Origin of the sequence: Rhodanobacter ginsengiterrae (assembly GCF_050026815.1) — a bacterium.
Taxonomy (GTDB): Bacteria; Pseudomonadota; Gammaproteobacteria; order Xanthomonadales; family Rhodanobacteraceae; genus Rhodanobacter; species Rhodanobacter ginsengiterrae.
Genome location: NZ_JALBWO010000057.1, coordinates 563,810 through 580,359, shown reverse-complemented (window position 1 = coordinate 580,359; position 16,550 = coordinate 563,810). Strand labels below are relative to the sequence as shown.

Below are 16,550 nucleotides of genomic sequence, written 5' to 3'. Positions count from 1 at the left end.
AGGCCGCCGTGCGCATCAGCGTTGCCGTAATCACCTACAACTGGCCCGGCGCACTGGAGTTGGTGCTGCGCGCGCTGGCTGCGCAGAGCGAGTTGCCGTACGAGGTGATCGTCACCGACGATGGCTCGCAGCCGGCTACCCGCGAACTGCTTGAGCGCATGGCCAGCGACTATCCGGTGCGCCTGGTGCATCTGTGGCAGCCCGACGACGGCGCCCGCATGAGCCGCGCGCGCAACCGCGCGATCGCCGCCGCCCAGGGTGACTATGTGATCCTGCTCGACGGCGACATGGTGACCGAACCGCATTTCGTCGCCGACCATCGCGCGTTCGCCCGGCGCGGCTGCTTCGTGCAGGGCTCGCGCGTGCTGACCGACGCGGCGCTGACCCGGCGCATGCTGGAGCGACGCGTGCTGATGCCGGGCTTCTTCAGTCGCGGCATCGAGCGCCGGCGTCACACGCTGCGCCTGCCGGCACTGGCGCGCTGGTATGCCCGGCCGGGCACCCGGCAGCGTGGCATCAAGAGTTGCAACATGGCGTTCTGGCGCGATGACCTGCTGCACCTGAATGGTTTCAACGAGGCCATGACCGGCTGGGGGCGCGAGGATACCGAGCTGGCGGTGCGCGCCTTCCATGCCGGCCTGCTGCGGCGCGAACTGCGCTTCAGCGCGCTGGCGACCCACCTTTACCATCCCACCCGCAAGCACCTCGTCGGCAACCCGAACGACCTGATCGTCGACGACACCCGGGCGCGTGGACTGATTCGTTGCGACCGGGGCGTGGACGAGCACCTGGCCGAGTTCGCCCAGCCACCGCCGGATCTGCGCGGCAGTTAGCGTCCCGCTCGGTTGATCCGGAGCGGTTGATTCAGACCAGCTGACGCAGCGCCGCGTCGAGCCGATCCGCGAAGGTCGCCTCGTTCGTCTCAAACCATTCCCGCGCCTGCCGGCCCATGGTCGCCAGTTCGGAGAACGGCATGGTCCGCAGGCGTTCAATGGCGGCTTCCAGCGCCGGAGCGTCGAACTGATGCACCGCGGCGAGGTTGAATGTTCCGCTTCGATTCGCCGGCACCAGCACGCCACGGTCCGCCTGCACCAGCTCGTTCATCGGCGCCGCGTCACAGGTGAGCACCACGGCACCGCAACTCATCGCTTCGACCATGTAATGCCCCCAGCCCTCGGTTTCCGACAGGCACAAGTGGAACAGGTGGGCATTCTGCAACTGGCGTATCTCGCCGATGTCACGCACATGGCCCAGCCGGTGTTCGATGTTCGCCGGCGTCGGCCCGGCAGACGGCGCGGCCGTTCGCGGCGATTGCAGCACCAGCAGCTTCGGCCATTCCGGATGTCGCCGCCACAAGGCCAGCAACCGTTGCGTGCCCTTCATCCGGCTGGCCCCGGCCAGATGCAGGAAGCTGGCCGTGCGCGGCACGCTGGCGTCGAGGCAATCGGTGCTGTCGAAGCCGATGTGCAGTGCACGGCAGCCAAGCGACTTGAACAGTTCGACACCGTATCGCGTCTTGCACAGGATCGCGTCATAGCGAGGCAGGTAGCGCTGGCTGTGCGGCGACAGCCATTCCGGATTCGGCACCAGCAGGTTCAGCCGGGCCAGCGCGCACCAGTCCGGACGCACATGCTCCAGCGCAAGGTTGATGTCATACGGCGTCCTGCGCCAGTCGGCGTGGCGCAGCCGCTGCCACCACATCCGCGCACGCAGCTTGCAGGCCTGCCAGCGGCCATCATGCCGGTGCGGACCCAGTCGGGTGACGTGAACCTCGTGACCCAGGCCGCTCAGGGTGCGGCACAGCAACCGGATGTCGTGGCTGAGTCCACGCTGGTTGTCCCAAGCAAGCAGGTTGATGCGGGCCATGACGGGTCGACTTCAGCGAAGAGTGGCGTGGCGCAGTCGTCGACCAATATCGACGGTGAGCCCCAGCACGAGGAACAGGTAGAGCGATTGCGGCATCGCCCGATAGAACACGTTGTCGGTGAACGCGCACAGGCTGTAGAGGCCGATCACCATCAGCCCGGCTGCCGCAGCGCGGGCGACCGGTTCCTGCGGATGGTTCAGCTGCCTGGCGAAGAACAGCGCCGGAACGGTCAGGAACAGCAGCAGCACCAACAGTGCAGGCACACCGCCGGCGACCATCGATTCGAGATATTCGCTGTGCGGGTGCACGTATTTGGCGATCGAGGCACTGGCCGTGCCGGCGGCCACCTGCGCGCGCACGTACACGCCGAACTGGTCCAGTCCGATGCCAGCCAGCGGGTGCTCGGTGAAGGCCTGCCATGCCGTGCGCCACATCTCCAGGCGTTCGCCGATCGCGCCGATGCTGCCTGCGGCGCTGTCGCCATACTCACTGACCTGGGCTGGCACATCGGCCAGGCGATCGACCATTTCGCGGTGCAGCGTGGCCGTCACCGCCAACATGCCGAGCAGCGTGGCCGTCAACGGGAGGAGGGCGCGCTTCCAGCGCCCGCTGCGAAGCGCTTGCCATGCCATGAGGCCGAGATAGATCGGTGCGAACGACAGCAGCGGTCCGCGACTCTGGGTCAGCACCGCGCCATAGAGTCCGACCATGACCGCCAGGCCATGCAGCCAGCGGTCACCGCGAAGCGTGTCAGGTCGCATCGCCTGCAGCATCGACAGCAGCGCCATGACCAGCAGGTACATCGCAAACTCGACCGAGGCCCAGTCGCCGCCGTTCAAGCCGTACGGGCGATCGACATGCATCCCGTAGCGCTGGTAGATGCTGGCTGCGCCCAGCAGCAACGTGGTCAGGCTGAAACCGATCGCGACCACGCGCTGCCGCAGCGGCAGGGTGAACACGGCAGCGATCGCCAGAAACAGCAGCGTTTGCGCCGGCAGGTCGAGGGTGGACCCTTCGATCCGGTGGCCCAGGAAGTTGCCGATGTCGTAAACCAGCCGCAGCAGGCAGACGGCCAACACCGGCCATACCTGCCGGAATACGGCGCGGGTTTCCGCGCGGGTGACCAGCAGCAGAAGCCCGAACACGAACAACAGCGCCATCGGCACGGTCTTCAGTCGCCCGGATATGGCGAAACACAGCGGCATCACCGCGAGCAGCAGTGAGGCCATCCGGATCTTCCATGAAGTTACATCTACGTGCACGTCGCAAACCTTGGGAAACAACAAACCCCCGAGAGCACATGCTAACCGGCGCATGTGGCCGGCAGGGTGTTTCGGGGCGGACTTGTAACGCGCAGGTTCATCTGCGTTGTGTGAAGGGGGCTGCGAGTCTGGGGCGGTGCGTCCGCGTCAGGGCGGGTCGTCGGCTTCCTGCTGGTCGCCGCTGGCCGGCGAACAGTCGGGCTTCACCGCGGTCGCCTGGAACATCCACCATTCACGCCGATTGGCGTGGCCGACGTAGATGGCGTGTTGGCGATCCACGCAATTGCCCATGGCCTGATCCAGGCTGAAGATCCAGCGCGAGGGGTCGCTCTGCAGCCAGGCGACGGCATCGCAATACTGCTGCGGCCATGGCTTGAGAAAACCGAATTCGGTCACCGGACCCTGTGCCATCAGCAGGTTCTGCTCCTTCCAGGCGAGCAGGCCGATCTCGGCCTGCGGCCCGGCGATGGCGCGCGCCTGCAGCATCACATCGCGCGCGGAGCGGTCGCCGTTGAGCATCGGATACCCCCACAGCCCATACACGCTCCACAACACGCCGGCGAACAACAGCCAACCCAGCGGTGCGCGACGCAGCCGGGTCAGCGCCGCGATGAGCAGGCCGGTCAGACCGATGGTCAGCAGCAGCCACCAGATCCGGGGGTCCAGGCTTTGTTCGATCCTGACCGCCCAGGCCGGGTGACGGTGGAGGGCCAGCAACGCCGCCACCGCCAGCACGCCGGCCAGCAAGCTGGTCAATGCGCATACCGCGATGCGCACGCTGCGCCGACGCAGCAGGCCGGGCAGCAACGGCGCCAGCGCCAGCACCATCATCGGCAGGGCCGGCAGGATGTAGACATCGCGCTTGCCGGGGCTGCACGAGAAGAACAGCAGGACCAGCACGATCCAGCCCAGCGGCAGCAGAAAGCGCGCATCGTGCCGTTTCAGGCGTCGCCACCACGCCGGCAGCGCCCACGGCAACAGCAGCGACAGCGGCAGCCAGTCGACCGCGATGATGCCGAGGAAATAGAACGGTGAGTGGATGTGTCCGGTGGGCGTGGCATAGCGATGCACGGTCTGTCCGAACAGGATGTTCTGCACATACTCGGCATGCTGCGGGTCGCCATCGGCATGGGCGACCAGCAGCATCGGCAGCAGCCAGCCGAGGATCGGCACGAAGAACAGCGCCAGTCCGCCCGCCCATCGCCATCCCCCCGTGGGCAGCGCCAGCTGACGCCAGTGGCCACGCCGGGCGACCACGTAGGGAATCAGCATCAGCAAGGCAAGCACGCCGACGCCCTTGGTCGCCACGCCCACGCCGGCAAAGAAGCAGCCCGCTGCGAACCAGCGCCAGGAAGGTCCCAGCAACAGGTGGCGCAGCAGGCCGTAGTTGGCCAAGGTGATCCAGCCCAGCAGCAGCGGATCGATCTGCGCGTTGCGCATCTGATAGGTGAAGTGGATGGTGACCAGCAAGGTGGCAGCAGCCAGCAGCGCGCTGCGATGGTTCCACAGTCGGCGTGCCAGATCGTAGACCAGCGCCAGCGCGCCCAGTGCCGCGGCCAGCGACGGCAGCAGAAAGGCGACCCGCCAGCTGCGGGTAAGCAGATAGGCCAGCGACTGCAGCCACATGAATACCGGCGGCTTGTCCGGGTACAGCTCGTGACCGCGATGCGGGAACAGCCACTGGCCGTGCTCGACCATCAGTCGTGCCACCAGCGCAAAGCGCGGTTCATCGGACGGCCATGGATCGCGCAGGCCCAGCCCCAGCCCCAGCAGCAGCAGCGCGAAGGTGCCGAGCAGCAGCAGCTCAACGCGGGCATCGCGGAGCCACAGCGGGCGGGCGCGTGACAGGGGAACGGGAGATTTCATGACGTGGAGATTCCGTCAGCGTTACCTGGGGCGCGGCAAGCATAGCTCGCCGGTTTGGACCACGATGCTCAACCCTGCTTTTGCAGCACCGCGTAATACATGCCGTCGAAGTCGCCGTCGCCGGGCAGGATCTGCCAGCCGATCGCCGCCGGCTGTCCGGCGGGCAGGTTGAAGGGCACGACTTCGGCGTCGGCCTGGGCGGACAGCAACTCGGCCACGATCGCCTCGTTCTCCGCCCGCAACACCGAACAGGTGATGTAGACCAGCCGCCCGCCCGGCGCCAGCAACGGCCACAGCGCGGACAGGATGCGGCGCTGCTGTGCATGCATCGCGGCGATGTCACTTTCGCGTCGGTGTAGGCGCACATCCGGCCGCCGGCGCAACACGCCGGTGGCCGAGCACGGTGCGTCGATCAGTATCCGGTCGAACGGCTGCCCCTTCCACCAGGCCTTGGGCGTGCCGGCGTCGCCGATCACCACCTTCGCGTTCAGCCGCAACCGCATCAGGTTCTGGTGGATGCGCTCGGCCCGCGCTGCATCGAATTCCAGCGCGGTCAGGTCGATCCCGGCGCGTTCGAGCAGGTGGCAGGCCTTGCCGCCGGGGGCCGCGCAGGCATCGAGCACGCGCAGGCCGTCGTGCAGGTCGGCCAGATCAGCGGCCACCTGGGCGGCGCCGTCCTGCACGGCGAACCAGCCTTCGTCGAAGCCCGGGATGCGGGTGACGTCGGTGCTGTGCGCCAGCACCACGGCGTCGGCCAGCCACGGGTGCGGCGTGGCCTGGTAGCCGGCGGCGTGCATCTGATCGATCAGTGCCTGACGCTCGCTGCGCTGGCGATTGACCCTGAGCATCAAGGGCGGCTCGCCGTTGTCGGCCAGCATCACCGCCTCGGCCTGCTCCGGCCAGTCGCGCTGCAGCGCGTCGGCCAGCCAGCTCGGATGGGCATGGCGGGTCTGCGCCTTCGCATCGAGCCGCGCCAGCAAGGTGTCACGCTCGCGCTGCCAGCGCCGCAGCACGGCGTTGACCAGGCCGGCCAGTTGCGGCCGCTTCAGTGCGCGTACCGCCTCGACCGTGGCGGCCACGGCGGCGTAATCCTGCAGCTCGAGGATTTCCAGCTGAACCAGACCCAGCACCAGCAACGCGTGCACGGCCGGGTCCTTGTGCCGCAGCGATTTCTCCAGCAGACCGTCGATCGCGGCGTCAAAGCGCAGCCACCAGCGCGCGCCTTCGCTGAGCAGCGCCATCAGCAGGGCGCGGTCACGCGGATCGGCCAGCTTCGGCGCGTCACGCTGCATGACCTCGCGCAGGGAAGCGCCGCGCAGCGCGATCTCGGCCAGGCCCCTGGCGGCCAGCGCGCGGGTGTCGGCCTTCATGGCGCGCGTCGCAAGTCGGGCCGCGCGTTCAGATAATCGACCGCGGCGACGCGCTTGCCGCCGGCGCGTTGCACGGCGGTGATGCGCAGCACGCCGCTGCCGCAGGCCAGGTCGATGCCGTCGCGTCCGGCCGCCAGCACCTCGCCGGGCCGGGCATGGTGATCCAGCTCCATGGCGCGGGCCGCCCACACCCGCAGTGTCTCGCCGGCGATCTCGCCTTCGGCGACCGGCCAGGGATCGAAGGCGCGCACCTGCCGCTCCAGCGCGAGCGCAGGCTGGCTGAAGTCCAGTTTCGCCTCCGCCTTGTCCAGCTTGTGCGCATACGTCACGCCGTCTTCGGGCTGTGGCGTGGTGGGCAGGGCCTCGCCGGCCAGCGTGCGGCGCAATCCCTCGGCCAGCACTTCGGCGCCAAGCCGGGCCAGCCTGTCATGCAACGTGCCGCCGGTATCCTCGCGACTGATCGGCGTGCGCCGCTGCAGCATTACCGGGCCGGTATCCAGGCCCGCTTCCATCTGCATCAGGTCGACGCCGCTTTCGTTGTCCCCGGCCAGGATCGCGCGCTGGATCGGCGCGGCGCCGCGCCAGCGCGGCAGCAGGCTGGCGTGCACGTTCCAGCAGCCCAGTCGCGGAATCGCCAGCACCTTGCGCGGCAGGATCAGGCCGTAGGCGACCACCACCAGCAAGTCGGGCCGGTAAGCCGCCAGTGCCTGTTGCACCCCGGCGGATTTCAATGATTCGGGTTGTTCGACCGTGATGCCCGCCGCCAGTGCGGCCTGCTTGACCGGGCTGGCGGTGAGCTTGCGGCCACGTCCCGAGGGTCGGTCGGGTTGCGTATAGACGGCCGCCACCTCGGCGCCGCTGGCACGGCAGGCTTCAAGGCAGGCTACCGAGAATTCCGGCGTGCCGGCGAAGACGACGCGCAAATGCCGAGGACTCGGCCCAGGCCTGTTCAAGCACCAACCGCCTGCTTGCGACTTTTCTCCAGGCGCTTGAGCAACAGGCTGCGCTTGAGCGGTGACAGATAGTCGACGAACACCTTGCCTTCCAGGTGATCCATCTCGTGCTGGATGCACACGGCCAGCGGACCCTGCGCCTCGACCACGATGTCGTTGCCGTCGACGTCCTGCGCCTTGACCTTCACCGCCAGTGCCCGGGTCACGTCGGCGTACAGGCCGGGGAAGGACAGGCAGCCTTCCTGATAGACCTGCGAGCCGTCCTTCTCGAGGATATGGGCGTTGATGAGCACCAATGGCTGGTTGCGCTCGTCGCTCATGTCGGCCACCAGCACGCGCTGATGGACGTTGACCTGGGTTGCGGCCAGGCCGACGCCGTTGGCGGCGTACATGGTTTCGTACAGGTCGGCGACGAACTGCTTCAGCGGTGCGTCGAACACGGTCACCGGCTCGGCGCGGGTGCGCAGGCGCGGGTCGGGGAATTCAAGAATGGACAAGACGGACATGGAAATCACCTCGGCGCCGAAAATGCGGGCGACTTGGTAAAAAGCCACCCTCGGAGCCATCTAGAATGTGCCTCATTGTACGTCGGCAAACATCCGAGTGCAGACGATTTTTGCCAACTGGCACCTGTTGCACGCGTTAACCATTCGGTTACACTCGACCGAGCATCTGGGGAAGGGGGATTCCCACCAATGATCAAGAAAATTATCGTGTTGCTGGCGGGCATGCTGGTCACCGTGGCGGTGTATGCCGCGGGGGCGCAACTTCGGGCCGATCATCCCGACAGCTATACCGTTCGCCGTGGCGACACGTTGTGGGCCATCTCCGCCAAATTCCTGTCCAAGCCGTGGCTGTGGCCGGAGATCTGGCAGGCCAACCCGCAGGTACGCAATCCGCACCTGATCTATCCGGGGGATGTGCTCAACCTTTCCTTCATCAATGGCCCGCGCCTGGGCCTGCAGCCGAGCGTCCATCGCGAAGGCGATGCGATCCCGGCGATTCCCCTGTCGGAACTGAAAATGTTCCTCAAGGAAATGCGCGTGATGGATTCGAGCGCGGTCAGCTCCGCGCCGTACGTGGTTGGCCTCGAGGAGTCCCGTTTGCGCGGCGCCGTCGGCCAGAACCTGTACGTGCGTGGCTTGCAGGGCGAGCCGGGCCAGCGCTGGGCGATCGTGCGGCCGACCCATGTTTTCCGCGGCTTCAATCAGGATGACGCTGCCAGCGCCGATCTGGTCGCCCATACCATGGACAGCAACGCGGCGATGATCAACGCGCCGTGGAGCGAGAATTCCCGCAATGACGGTCACTACGGCAAGGGCGACGACCTCGGCGTCGAGGTCAGCGTGATCGGCACCGCCGAGACCCTGCGTACCGGTGATCCGGCCACCTTGCTGCTGCTCAACGCCACCCAGGAAGTGCGCAGCGGTGATCGCATCATGCCGATCGACGACAAGCCCTACGACGCTTACTACTACCCGCATGCGCCCAAGTCGGTGCCTGCCGATGCCAAGGTGATCGGCTTCGCCGACGCGATGGCTGCCGCCGGTCCCCGCCAGGTCATCATGTTGTCGGTCGGTGCGCGCGATGGCATCGACAACGGCAGCACCTTCTCGATCTTCGAGCCGGGCGAGACGATCCACGACGATGTGGCCAGCAACAGCATGAACCGCGGCTTCGGCGAGACGGTCAAGCTGCCGGACGAATACGTTGGCCACGTGATGGTGTTCCGTACCTTCGACCGGGTCAGCTACGGCCTGGTGATGGATGGCCTGCGTCCGGTGAGCATCGGCGGCCGCTTGACCGCGCCGCAGTAATCACCGGCGGCATCTTCCTACACGACGGCGCGGTCACCACCGCGCCGTTTTCCTTGCCGGGTGCTCCGTAAACTCGACACATGACCAGGGACGATCTGCAAGAACAGCGCGCGTGGCTGACCGCCTTGCGCACGCCCGGGCTTGGCCCGGGTGGACTGCGCACACGCCTGGACGCGGCCGGGGGCGACATCCATGCCGCGCTTGCGCAGCTGCAGCGCCAGGCCGCGTCACTGGGCGAGCTTGCGCAAGCCTGGCTGGCCCGGCCTGATCAGCTGCAGCTGGAGGCGGACATGGCGTGGCTGGCCGAACCGGGACATCGCCTGCTGCGCTGCACGGACGCGGACTTCCCGCCGCCGCTGGAAAACATCCCGCAGCCGCCGGCCGCGCTGTTTGTTGCCGGCGACAGCGATTTGTTGCTTTATCCCCAAGTGGCGATCGTGGGCGCGCGAGGAGCCAGCGCCAAGGGGCTGGTGCATGCCAGGGCTTTTGCCACGGCCCTGGCCGACGCCGGTTTCGCGATCACCAGCGGCATGGCCGATGGCATCGACGGCGCCGCCCACGCGGCGGCGCTTGATGTCGGCGCAAAAACCCTGGCGGTGATCGGCACCGGGCCTGATCGGGTCTATCCACGCAAGCATCACGCACTGGCCAGACGGCTCGCGGCTGAAGGCGCCCTGGTCAGTGAATTTCCGCCGGGCACCGCTGCGCGACCCGATCATTTTCCGCGCCGCAATCGCATCATCTCCGGGCTTGCGCTGGGTACGCTGGTGATCGAGGCGAGCTTGCGCTCCGGCTCGCTGATCACGGCGCGGCTGGCTGCCGAGCAAGGGCGCGAGGTGTTCGCGCTGCCCGGTTCCATCCATGACCCGTTGGCTCGCGGTTGCCACCAGCTGATCCGCGATGGCGCCCGGCTGGTCGAGACGGCGGCGGAAATTATCGAGACATTGACGCCTGCAGCGCGCATGCTTGGCGGTCAGCTGGCGGCCCGGCTTGACGCAGGCGCGGCCACTGACGCGACTCGTTCGAGGCGTGCCGACGCGCCTGGACCCGACCCATCCGGTCATTGCCAGGATCCCGATTATCGGCGGCTTTTGACGGAACTTGGCCATGCTCCGGCGACATTGGACGAACTTGTTCAGCGGACCGGTCAGCTTCCCGCGGCTCTTTCGTCCATGTTGCTGATGCTGGAGCTGGAGGGGCGTGTCGAGAGCCTGGCAGGCAATCGTTATCAGCGTCTGCCCGACAGCCGGGCGTCGTCGGCGTGAAGCCCTCCGCGCGCGCCGGGCTTGACAGCCGTTGGCAGCGCGTGGTTTCAACTATATATATGTCCGGCACGGAAGCGCCGGTGGATCACTTTCGGATATCCAGCTTCATGGCAAAAAACCTGCTCATCGTCGAGTCGCCGGCCAAGGCCAAGACGATCAACAAATACCTCGGCAAGGATTTCCAGGTTCTCGCCTCTTACGGACACGTCCGTGACCTGCGGCCGAAAGAGGGCGCGGTCGACACCGAGCACGGTTTCGCGATGGCCTACGAGGTGATCGAGCGCAACCAGAAGCACGTCGATGCGATCGCCAAGGCCGCCAAGCTCGCCGATGACATCTATCTGGCGACCGACTTGGATCGCGAAGGCGAGGCGATCAGCTGGCACATCAGCGAGATCCTGAAGGAGCGCGGCCTGACCGAAGGCAAGAAGCTGCATCGCGTGGTGTTCTCCGAGATCACGCCGAAGGCGATCAAGGCGGCGGTGGCCGCGCCGCGGCAGCTCTCGCACGACCTGGTCGATGCGCAGCAGGCGCGCCGCGCGCTGGACTATCTGGTCGGCTTCAATCTGTCGCCGGTGCTGTGGCGCAAGGTGCAACGCGGCTTGTCGGCCGGCCGCGTGCAGTCGCCCGCCTTGCGCATGATCGTCGAGCGCGAGGAAGAGATCGAGGCATTCAAGGCGCGCGAGTACTGGAGCATCGAGGCCCAGCTCAAGCATGTGGACGGCGACTTCAGCGCGCGCCTGTCCCGGCTCAACGGCAAGAAATTCGAGCAGTTCGACCTCACCAACGAAACCGCTGCGCGCGCCGCGCGCGAAGCGCTGAAGGCGGCCGCGCGCGGTCGCCTCACCGTCAGCGAGGTGAGTTCGAAGGAGCGCAAACGGCGCCCGGCAGCCCCGTTCACCACTTCCACCCTGCAGCAGGAGGCCGCACGCAAACTGGGCTTCACCACCAGCCGCACGATGAAGGTGGCGCAGGGCCTGTACGAAGGCGTGGCGCTGGGCAGCGAAGGCAACGTCGGCCTGATCACCTACATGCGTACCGACTCGACCATGCTCGGTGACGACGCCATGGCCGAACTGCGCCAGCTGATCGCCCGCGACTTCGGCGGTCACGCGCTGCCGGACGCGCCGCAGGTCTACAAGACCAAGTCGAAGAATGCGCAGGAAGCGCACGAGGCGATCCGCCCGACCTCGGCGATGTACACGCCCAAATCGGTGGCGGCCTACCTCAACGACGACCAGCGCAAGTTGTACGAGCTGATCTGGAAGCGCACCGTCGCCTGCCAGATGATCCATGCCACCTTGAACACCGTGTCGGTGGAATTCGCCCTGCCGCATGCCGCCGGGGGCGATGCCTCGTTCCGCTCCAGCGGCACCACCGTGGTCGATCCCGGCTTTCTCGCCGTATACGAAGAAGGCCGCGACCAGAAGAGCGCCGAGGACGACGACGAAGGCCGCCGCCTGCCGCGACTGGAGAAGGGCGAGGCCGTGCCGCTGCAGGAGATCGTGGCCGACCAGCATTTCACCGAGCCGCCGCCGCGTTACTCCGAGGCGAGCCTGGTCAAGGCGCTGGAAGAACATGGCATCGGCCGTCCATCGACCTATGCCAGCATCATCCAGGTGCTGCAGAACCGCGAGTACGTGTTCCTCGACAGCCGCCGTTTCAAGCCCAGCGACGTCGGCCGCGCGGTCAGCAAGTTCCTTACCCAGCATTTCACCCAGTACGTCGACTACGACTTCACCGCCAAGCTCGAGGACGAGCTGGACGCCGTCAGTCGCGGCGAGGAAGCCTGGGTACCGCTGATGGAGCGCTTCTGGATTCCGTTCAAGCAGCAGGTGGACGAGAAGGCCGAGTCGGTCGATCGCAGCGAAGCGACCGGTGCACGCGAGCTGGGTATCGATCCGAAGAGCGGCAAGCCGGTATTCGTGAGGTTGGGCCGGTTCGGGCCGTATGCGGCGATCGGCGACAAGGACAGCGAAGAGAAGCTGCAGTTCGCCTCGCTGCGTCCGGGCCAGAGCATGCACACCATCGAACTGGCCGACGCGCTGGAGCTGTTCAAGCTGCCGCGCAAGCTGGGTCAGGCGGAAAACGGCGACGAGGTCAGCGTGGCGATCGGGCGCTTCGGGCCGTTCGTGAAACAGGGCAGCACCTATGCCTCGATGAAGCCCGAGGATGATCCGTACACGATCGAGCTGCCGCGCGCGCTGCAGATCGTGGCCGAGAAACTGGAGATGCTGGCGAACCGCCTGATCCTTGATTTCGGCAACGGCGTGCAGGTGCTGAATGGTCGCTACGGTGCGTACATCACCGATGGTGAGAAGAACGCCCGCATCCCGAAGGAGCAGGAGCCGAAGGAGCTGACCGAAAAGCAGTGCCTGGAATTGCTGGCCGCCGCGCCGGCACGCAAGCCGGGCCGCTTCGGCAAGAAGACGGCGACCAAGAAAGCCGCCGTCAAGAAGGCCGCTCCGGCCAGGAAGACGGCTGTGAAGAAGGCTGCCAGCAAGAAGACCGCGAGCAAGAAGACCGCCACCAAGAAGGCGCCGGCGAAGAAAGCTGCCGCCAGCAAGACCGCCACGAAAAAGGCAGTCACGAAGAAGGCCGTCAGCGGCAAAGCCGAGTCCTGAGTGCTCGAACAGTTCACCCTCGCCGAACTGGATGCCGCCGCCGCGCTGCTGCGCGGTGGCGGGGTGCTGGCCTATCCCACCGAGGCGGTATTCGGTCTCGGCTGCGATCCGCACGACCGTGGCGCGTTCGAGCGACTGTTCGCGCTGAAGCAGCGCCCCTCGATGCAGGGCGTCCTGCTGATTGCGGCGGACTTCGGCCAGGTCGAGCGCTACATCGACTTCACCGCGGTGCCGGGGGCGGTACTGCAACAGGTACGCGCGAGCTGGCCCGGGCCCCATACGTGGATCTTCCCGCGGTCGAACCAGGTGCCCGACTGGGTCGCCGGCAAGCATGCGGGCATCGCGCTGCGGGTTACCGCTCATGCACCGGCCGCCGCGCTGTGCCGCGCCTTTGGCGGTGCGCTGGTGTCGACCAGCGCGAATCCCCATGGCCAGCCGCCGGCACGCACGGCGCAGGTGGTGGCGGAGTATTTTGGCGATGAGCTGGACGGCGTGCTGGAGGCCCCGCTGGGTGGCCAGTGCAGCCCCACGGTAATTTGCGACGCGCTGTCGGGCGCTATCATTCGGGCCTGAGCGGGCGGGGGAGCGCACGCCGGCGGTGCCGACGTTGCATCGCCGCCATCATCCGCGACCGTCGTTCACGTCGCCGTTCACCTCGCGGCGCGATGCTGATGCACGCGAGGTATCCAGGATCAGGGAGTCAGCAGTTTGGTTATCGTCTACGACCCGTACCAGCGAGAGCTGTCGCCGCTGCTGCCCTTGCTGGAAGCCGCCGATCCGGCACGGACCGTCGCCTGGCGGGATGGCGGGGCGATCACCGCGGCGCACTTCCTGGCTGATGTCCGCGCGGTATCCGCGTCCCTGCCGAATGCAGCGGCGGCGGTAAACCTGTGCGAAGACCGCTATGCCTTCCTGGTGGCGTTCTGTGCGGTGGTGTTGCGCGGCCAGATCAATCTGCTGCCCTCTTCACGTGCGCCGCAGGCGGTGGACGAGGTGATGAGGGCACATCCCGGTTGCTACGCGCTGGGCGAGCACCGGCTTGATCCGCCACCGCCGGGCTATCGACAACTGCCGCCGCTGGAAGCGCTGCCGCCGCCCACGAGCGATGCCGACTGGCCGTCGATTCCCGCCGATCAGGTGGTGGCGATCGGCTACACCTCCGGTTCCACCGGGGTGCCCGGCGCCAACCTGAAGACCTGGGGCAGCTTTCGCGCCAGCAACGCCGGCAACCTGGCGCGGCTGCGCGCGATCGCCGGCGATCGCTTCGAGGTGGTTGCCACCGTGCCGCCGCAGCACATGTACGGCATGGAGATGTCGGTGCTGCTGCCGTTGCTGGGCAACGTGGGCGTGCATATCGGGCGTCCCTTCTTTCCCGGCGACGTGGCCGCCGCGCTGGCGGCCGTGCCGGCGCCACGGGTGCTGGTGACCACGCCGGTGCACCTTCGCGCCTTGATCGAATCGGGCATTGCGCTGCCCGCGATCGCGGCGATGGTTTCGGCCACCGCGCCGTTGCCGCTCGAACTGGCGAGCGCCGCCGAGCAGCGCTTCGGCGCGCCGCTGCTGGAAGTGTTCGGCTCCACCGAAACCTGCGTGTTCGCCAGCCGCCGCCCCACCGTGGACGAGGACTGGTCGCTGTACGACCAGGTGACCCTGCATCCGCAGCCGGACGGCACCGCGGTCGATGCGCCGCAGCTGGCTGCGCCGATTACCCTGGCCGACATTGTCAGCCTGTCCCACGGCGGTCGGCGTTTCCGCCTCTGTGGTCGCCATGCCGACATGCTGGAGATCGCCGGCAAGCGCGCCTCGCTGGCCGACCTCACCCGCCGCCTGCTGGCAGTTCCCGGCGTGCGCGATGGCGTGGTGTTCCAGCACGGTGACGGCGACACGCTCGGGGTGCACCGGATCGCCGCCCTGGTGGTGGCGCCGGGGCTGGACGAGCACACCATCCTCGACGCCCTGCGCTGTGCCATCGACCCGCTGTTCCTGCCGCGCCCGCTGAAACTGGTCGATGCACTGCCGCGCAACGAGACCGGCAAGCTGCCGCGTGCGGCGCTGCTGGAGCTGCTGCAAACCCGCGTCTGAGCTGGCTGGCTCCTCACGACAGTCCCGTCGCTGCCGTTACAATGCGCAGCTGCGCCGGGTGGCGCACGGGAGTGCAGGCATGAAGGTTCTGGTGATCGGTGGCGGCGGGCGCGAACACGCGCTGGCGTGGAAGCTCAGGCAATCGACGCAGGTCGACGAAGTGATCGTTGCGCCCGGCAATGCCGGCACCGCGCGTGAACCGGGCGTACGCAACGCGGACGTCGCGATGAACGACATCGACGGCCTGCTGCAGCTGGCCAGGCGCGAGAAAGTCGGGCTGACCGTGGTTGGACCCGAAGTGCCGCTGGTGGCGGGGGTGGTCGACAAGTTCCGCGCAGCCGGTCAGCGCGTCTTCGGGCCGCGGGCGATCGCCGCCCAGCTCGAGGGCTCCAAGGCGTTCGCCAAGGATTTCCTGCAACGCCACAACATACCCACCTCGCATTACGCCGTATTCAATGAACTGAACCCGGCGCTGGCCTACGTGCGCAAGCAAGGCGCGCCGATCGTGATCAAGGCCGACGGCCTGGCTGCCGGCAAGGGCGTGGTGGTAGCACTGACCCTCGCCGATGCCGAGCTGGCGTTGCACGACATGCTCGGCGCGCACAGCTTCGGGGATGCCTCGGCGCGGGTGGTGATCGAGGAATTCCTCGACGGCGAGGAGGCCAGCTACATCGTGATGAGCGACGGCAGCCACGCGCTGCCGATGGCCAGCAGCCAGGATCACAAGCGCCGTGACGAAGGCGATCTGGGTCCGAACACCGGTGGCATGGGCGCGTACTCGCCCGCGCCGGTGGTCACGCCGGAAGTCGAGCGGCGCATCCTGCGCGAAGTGATCGAGCCGACCCTGCGCGGCATGGCCGCCGAGGGCGCGCCGTTCATCGGTTTCCTCTACGCCGGGTTGATGATCGACAAGGATGGCGCGCCCAAAGTGATCGAGTTCAACGTGCGCTTCGGCGATCCGGAAACCCAGCCGATCATGCTGCGGCTGAAATCCGACCTGGTGGACCTGATCGATGCGGCGCTGGATGGTCGGCTGGCGCAGATCTCGGCGCGCTGGGACGCACGGCCGGCGATCGGCGTGGTGATGGCTGCCGGCGGCTATCCGGCCCGTGTTCGGCTGGGCGATGCGATCAGCGGACTCGACGCGCCGACCGCTGCTGACGTCAAGGTGTTTCATGCCGGCACCCGCCTCGACGAGGCGGGGCGCGTGGTCACCGCCGGCGGGCGCGTGCTGACCGTGTGCGCGCTGGGCGCGGACATTGGCGCGGCGCGCGAGAACGCCTATGCCGCCGTCAGCCGGATCCACTATGACGGCGCCTTCTGTCGCCGCGACATCGCGCACCGGGCGTTGCACCGCGGCTGATCGGGCAACCAGTACGCCGGCGCATGGTAGGCCGTTGGATGGATTGACTTTTCCGGGCTGCGCTTTTTGGGCTATGCTTGG

At 67.3% G+C, this 16,550-nt stretch carries 13 protein-coding genes; 7 read left to right on the top strand and 6 right to left on the bottom strand.

Going from position 1 to position 16,550, the window contains the following annotated elements; genetic code table 11:
• The first annotated feature begins 8 nt into the window (after nt 1-8).
• Complete coding sequence (locus tag ACQGNJ_RS17545; RefSeq protein WP_426690531.1) at nt 9-833, top strand: glycosyltransferase family 2 protein; 825 nt, start codon at nt 9-11, stop codon at nt 831-833.
• Between the two features lie 31 nt (nt 834-864).
• On the opposite strand, the gene ACQGNJ_RS17540 is transcribed toward ACQGNJ_RS17545, so the two are convergent.
• The 6 genes from ACQGNJ_RS17540 to def form a co-directional block, all read right to left on the bottom strand.
• Nucleotides 865-1,866 (bottom strand): glycosyltransferase, encoded by a 1,002-nt coding sequence (locus ACQGNJ_RS17540; protein WP_426690530.1) that lies wholly within the window; start codon nt 1,864-1,866, stop codon nt 865-867.
• Nucleotides 1,867-1,878: 12 nt separating this feature from the next.
• Nucleotides 1,879-3,096, bottom strand: a complete 1,218-nt coding sequence (locus ACQGNJ_RS17535; protein ID WP_426690529.1) for an O-antigen ligase family protein — start codon at nt 3,094-3,096, stop codon at nt 1,879-1,881.
• Between the two features lie 180 nt (nt 3,097-3,276).
• Entirely contained in the window at nt 3,277-4,995 is a 1,719-nt protein-coding gene (locus tag ACQGNJ_RS17530; RefSeq protein WP_426690528.1) for an ArnT family glycosyltransferase, read from the bottom strand.
• 68 nt (nt 4,996-5,063) lie between these two features.
• Nucleotides 5,064-6,365, bottom strand: a complete 1,302-nt coding sequence (gene rsmB, locus ACQGNJ_RS17525) for a 16S rRNA (cytosine(967)-C(5))-methyltransferase RsmB (RefSeq protein WP_426690527.1) — start codon at nt 6,363-6,365, stop codon at nt 5,064-5,066.
• Nucleotides 6,362-7,288 carry a methionyl-tRNA formyltransferase gene (gene fmt / locus ACQGNJ_RS17520; protein WP_426690526.1) on the bottom strand — a complete coding sequence of 309 codons (927 nt, stop codon included), beginning with the start codon at nt 7,286-7,288 and terminating at the stop codon, nt 6,362-6,364. The genes rsmB and fmt overlap by 4 nt, the downstream gene beginning before the upstream one ends.
• Before the next feature lie 26 nt (nt 7,289-7,314).
• Nucleotides 7,315-7,824 carry a peptide deformylase gene (gene def / locus ACQGNJ_RS17515; protein WP_426690525.1) on the bottom strand — a complete coding sequence of 170 codons (510 nt, stop codon included), beginning with the start codon at nt 7,822-7,824 and terminating at the stop codon, nt 7,315-7,317.
• A gap of 189 nt (nt 7,825-8,013) precedes the next feature.
• Between def and ACQGNJ_RS17510 the strand changes: the two genes are divergently transcribed.
• The 6 genes from ACQGNJ_RS17510 (at nt 8,014) to purD (ending at nt 16,469) form a co-directional block, all read left to right on the top strand.
• Complete coding sequence (locus tag ACQGNJ_RS17510) at nt 8,014-9,135, top strand: LysM peptidoglycan-binding domain-containing protein (RefSeq protein ID WP_426690524.1); 1,122 nt, start codon at nt 8,014-8,016, stop codon at nt 9,133-9,135.
• 80 nt (nt 9,136-9,215) lie between these two features.
• Complete coding sequence (gene dprA, locus ACQGNJ_RS17505; protein ID WP_426690523.1) at nt 9,216-10,400, top strand: DNA-processing protein DprA; 1,185 nt, start codon at nt 9,216-9,218, stop codon at nt 10,398-10,400.
• 107 nt (nt 10,401-10,507) lie between these two features.
• Nucleotides 10,508-13,024 carry a DNA topoisomerase I gene (locus ACQGNJ_RS17500; RefSeq protein ID WP_426690522.1) on the top strand — a complete coding sequence of 839 codons (2,517 nt, stop codon included), beginning with the start codon at nt 10,508-10,510 and terminating at the stop codon, nt 13,022-13,024.
• Complete coding sequence (gene tsaC / locus ACQGNJ_RS17495; RefSeq protein WP_426690521.1) at nt 13,025-13,597, top strand: L-threonylcarbamoyladenylate synthase type 1 TsaC; 573 nt, start codon at nt 13,025-13,027, stop codon at nt 13,595-13,597.
• 135 nt (nt 13,598-13,732) lie between these two features.
• Nucleotides 13,733-15,106: an AMP-binding protein gene (locus ACQGNJ_RS17490; protein WP_426690520.1), complete on the top strand. Its 1,374-nt coding sequence runs from the start codon at nt 13,733-13,735 to the stop codon at nt 15,104-15,106.
• A 79-nt stretch (nt 15,107-15,185) separates the two neighbouring features.
• Nucleotides 15,186-16,469, top strand: coding sequence for a phosphoribosylamine--glycine ligase (gene purD / locus ACQGNJ_RS17485; RefSeq protein ID WP_426690519.1), 1,284 nt, complete (start codon nt 15,186-15,188; stop codon nt 16,467-16,469).
• The last annotated feature ends 81 nt before the right edge of the window (nt 16,470-16,550 follow it).

Excerpts from the sequence above, each read along its gene's own strand:
- ACQGNJ_RS17540 (WP_426690530.1), bottom strand. The coding sequence starts at position 1,866 with ATGGCCCGCATCAACCTGCTTGCTTGGGACAACCAGCGTGGACTCAGC.
- ACQGNJ_RS17535 (WP_426690529.1), bottom strand. The coding sequence starts at position 3,096 with ATGGCCTCACTGCTGCTCGCGGTGATGCCGCTGTGTTTCGCCATATCC.
- ACQGNJ_RS17530 (WP_426690528.1), bottom strand. The coding sequence starts at position 4,995 with ATGAAATCTCCCGTTCCCCTGTCACGCGCCCGCCCGCTGTGGCTCCGC.
- rsmB (WP_426690527.1), bottom strand. The coding sequence starts at position 6,365 with ATGAAGGCCGACACCCGCGCGCTGGCCGCCAGGGGCCTGGCCGAGATC.
- def (WP_426690525.1), bottom strand. The coding sequence starts at position 7,824 with ATGTCCGTCTTGTCCATTCTTGAATTCCCCGACCCGCGCCTGCGCACC.
- ACQGNJ_RS17510 (WP_426690524.1), top strand. The coding sequence starts at position 8,014 with ATGATCAAGAAAATTATCGTGTTGCTGGCGGGCATGCTGGTCACCGTG.
- dprA (WP_426690523.1), top strand. The coding sequence starts at position 9,216 with ATGACCAGGGACGATCTGCAAGAACAGCGCGCGTGGCTGACCGCCTTG.
- ACQGNJ_RS17500 (WP_426690522.1), top strand. The coding sequence starts at position 10,508 with ATGGCAAAAAACCTGCTCATCGTCGAGTCGCCGGCCAAGGCCAAGACG.
- purD (WP_426690519.1), top strand. The coding sequence starts at position 15,186 with ATGAAGGTTCTGGTGATCGGTGGCGGCGGGCGCGAACACGCGCTGGCG.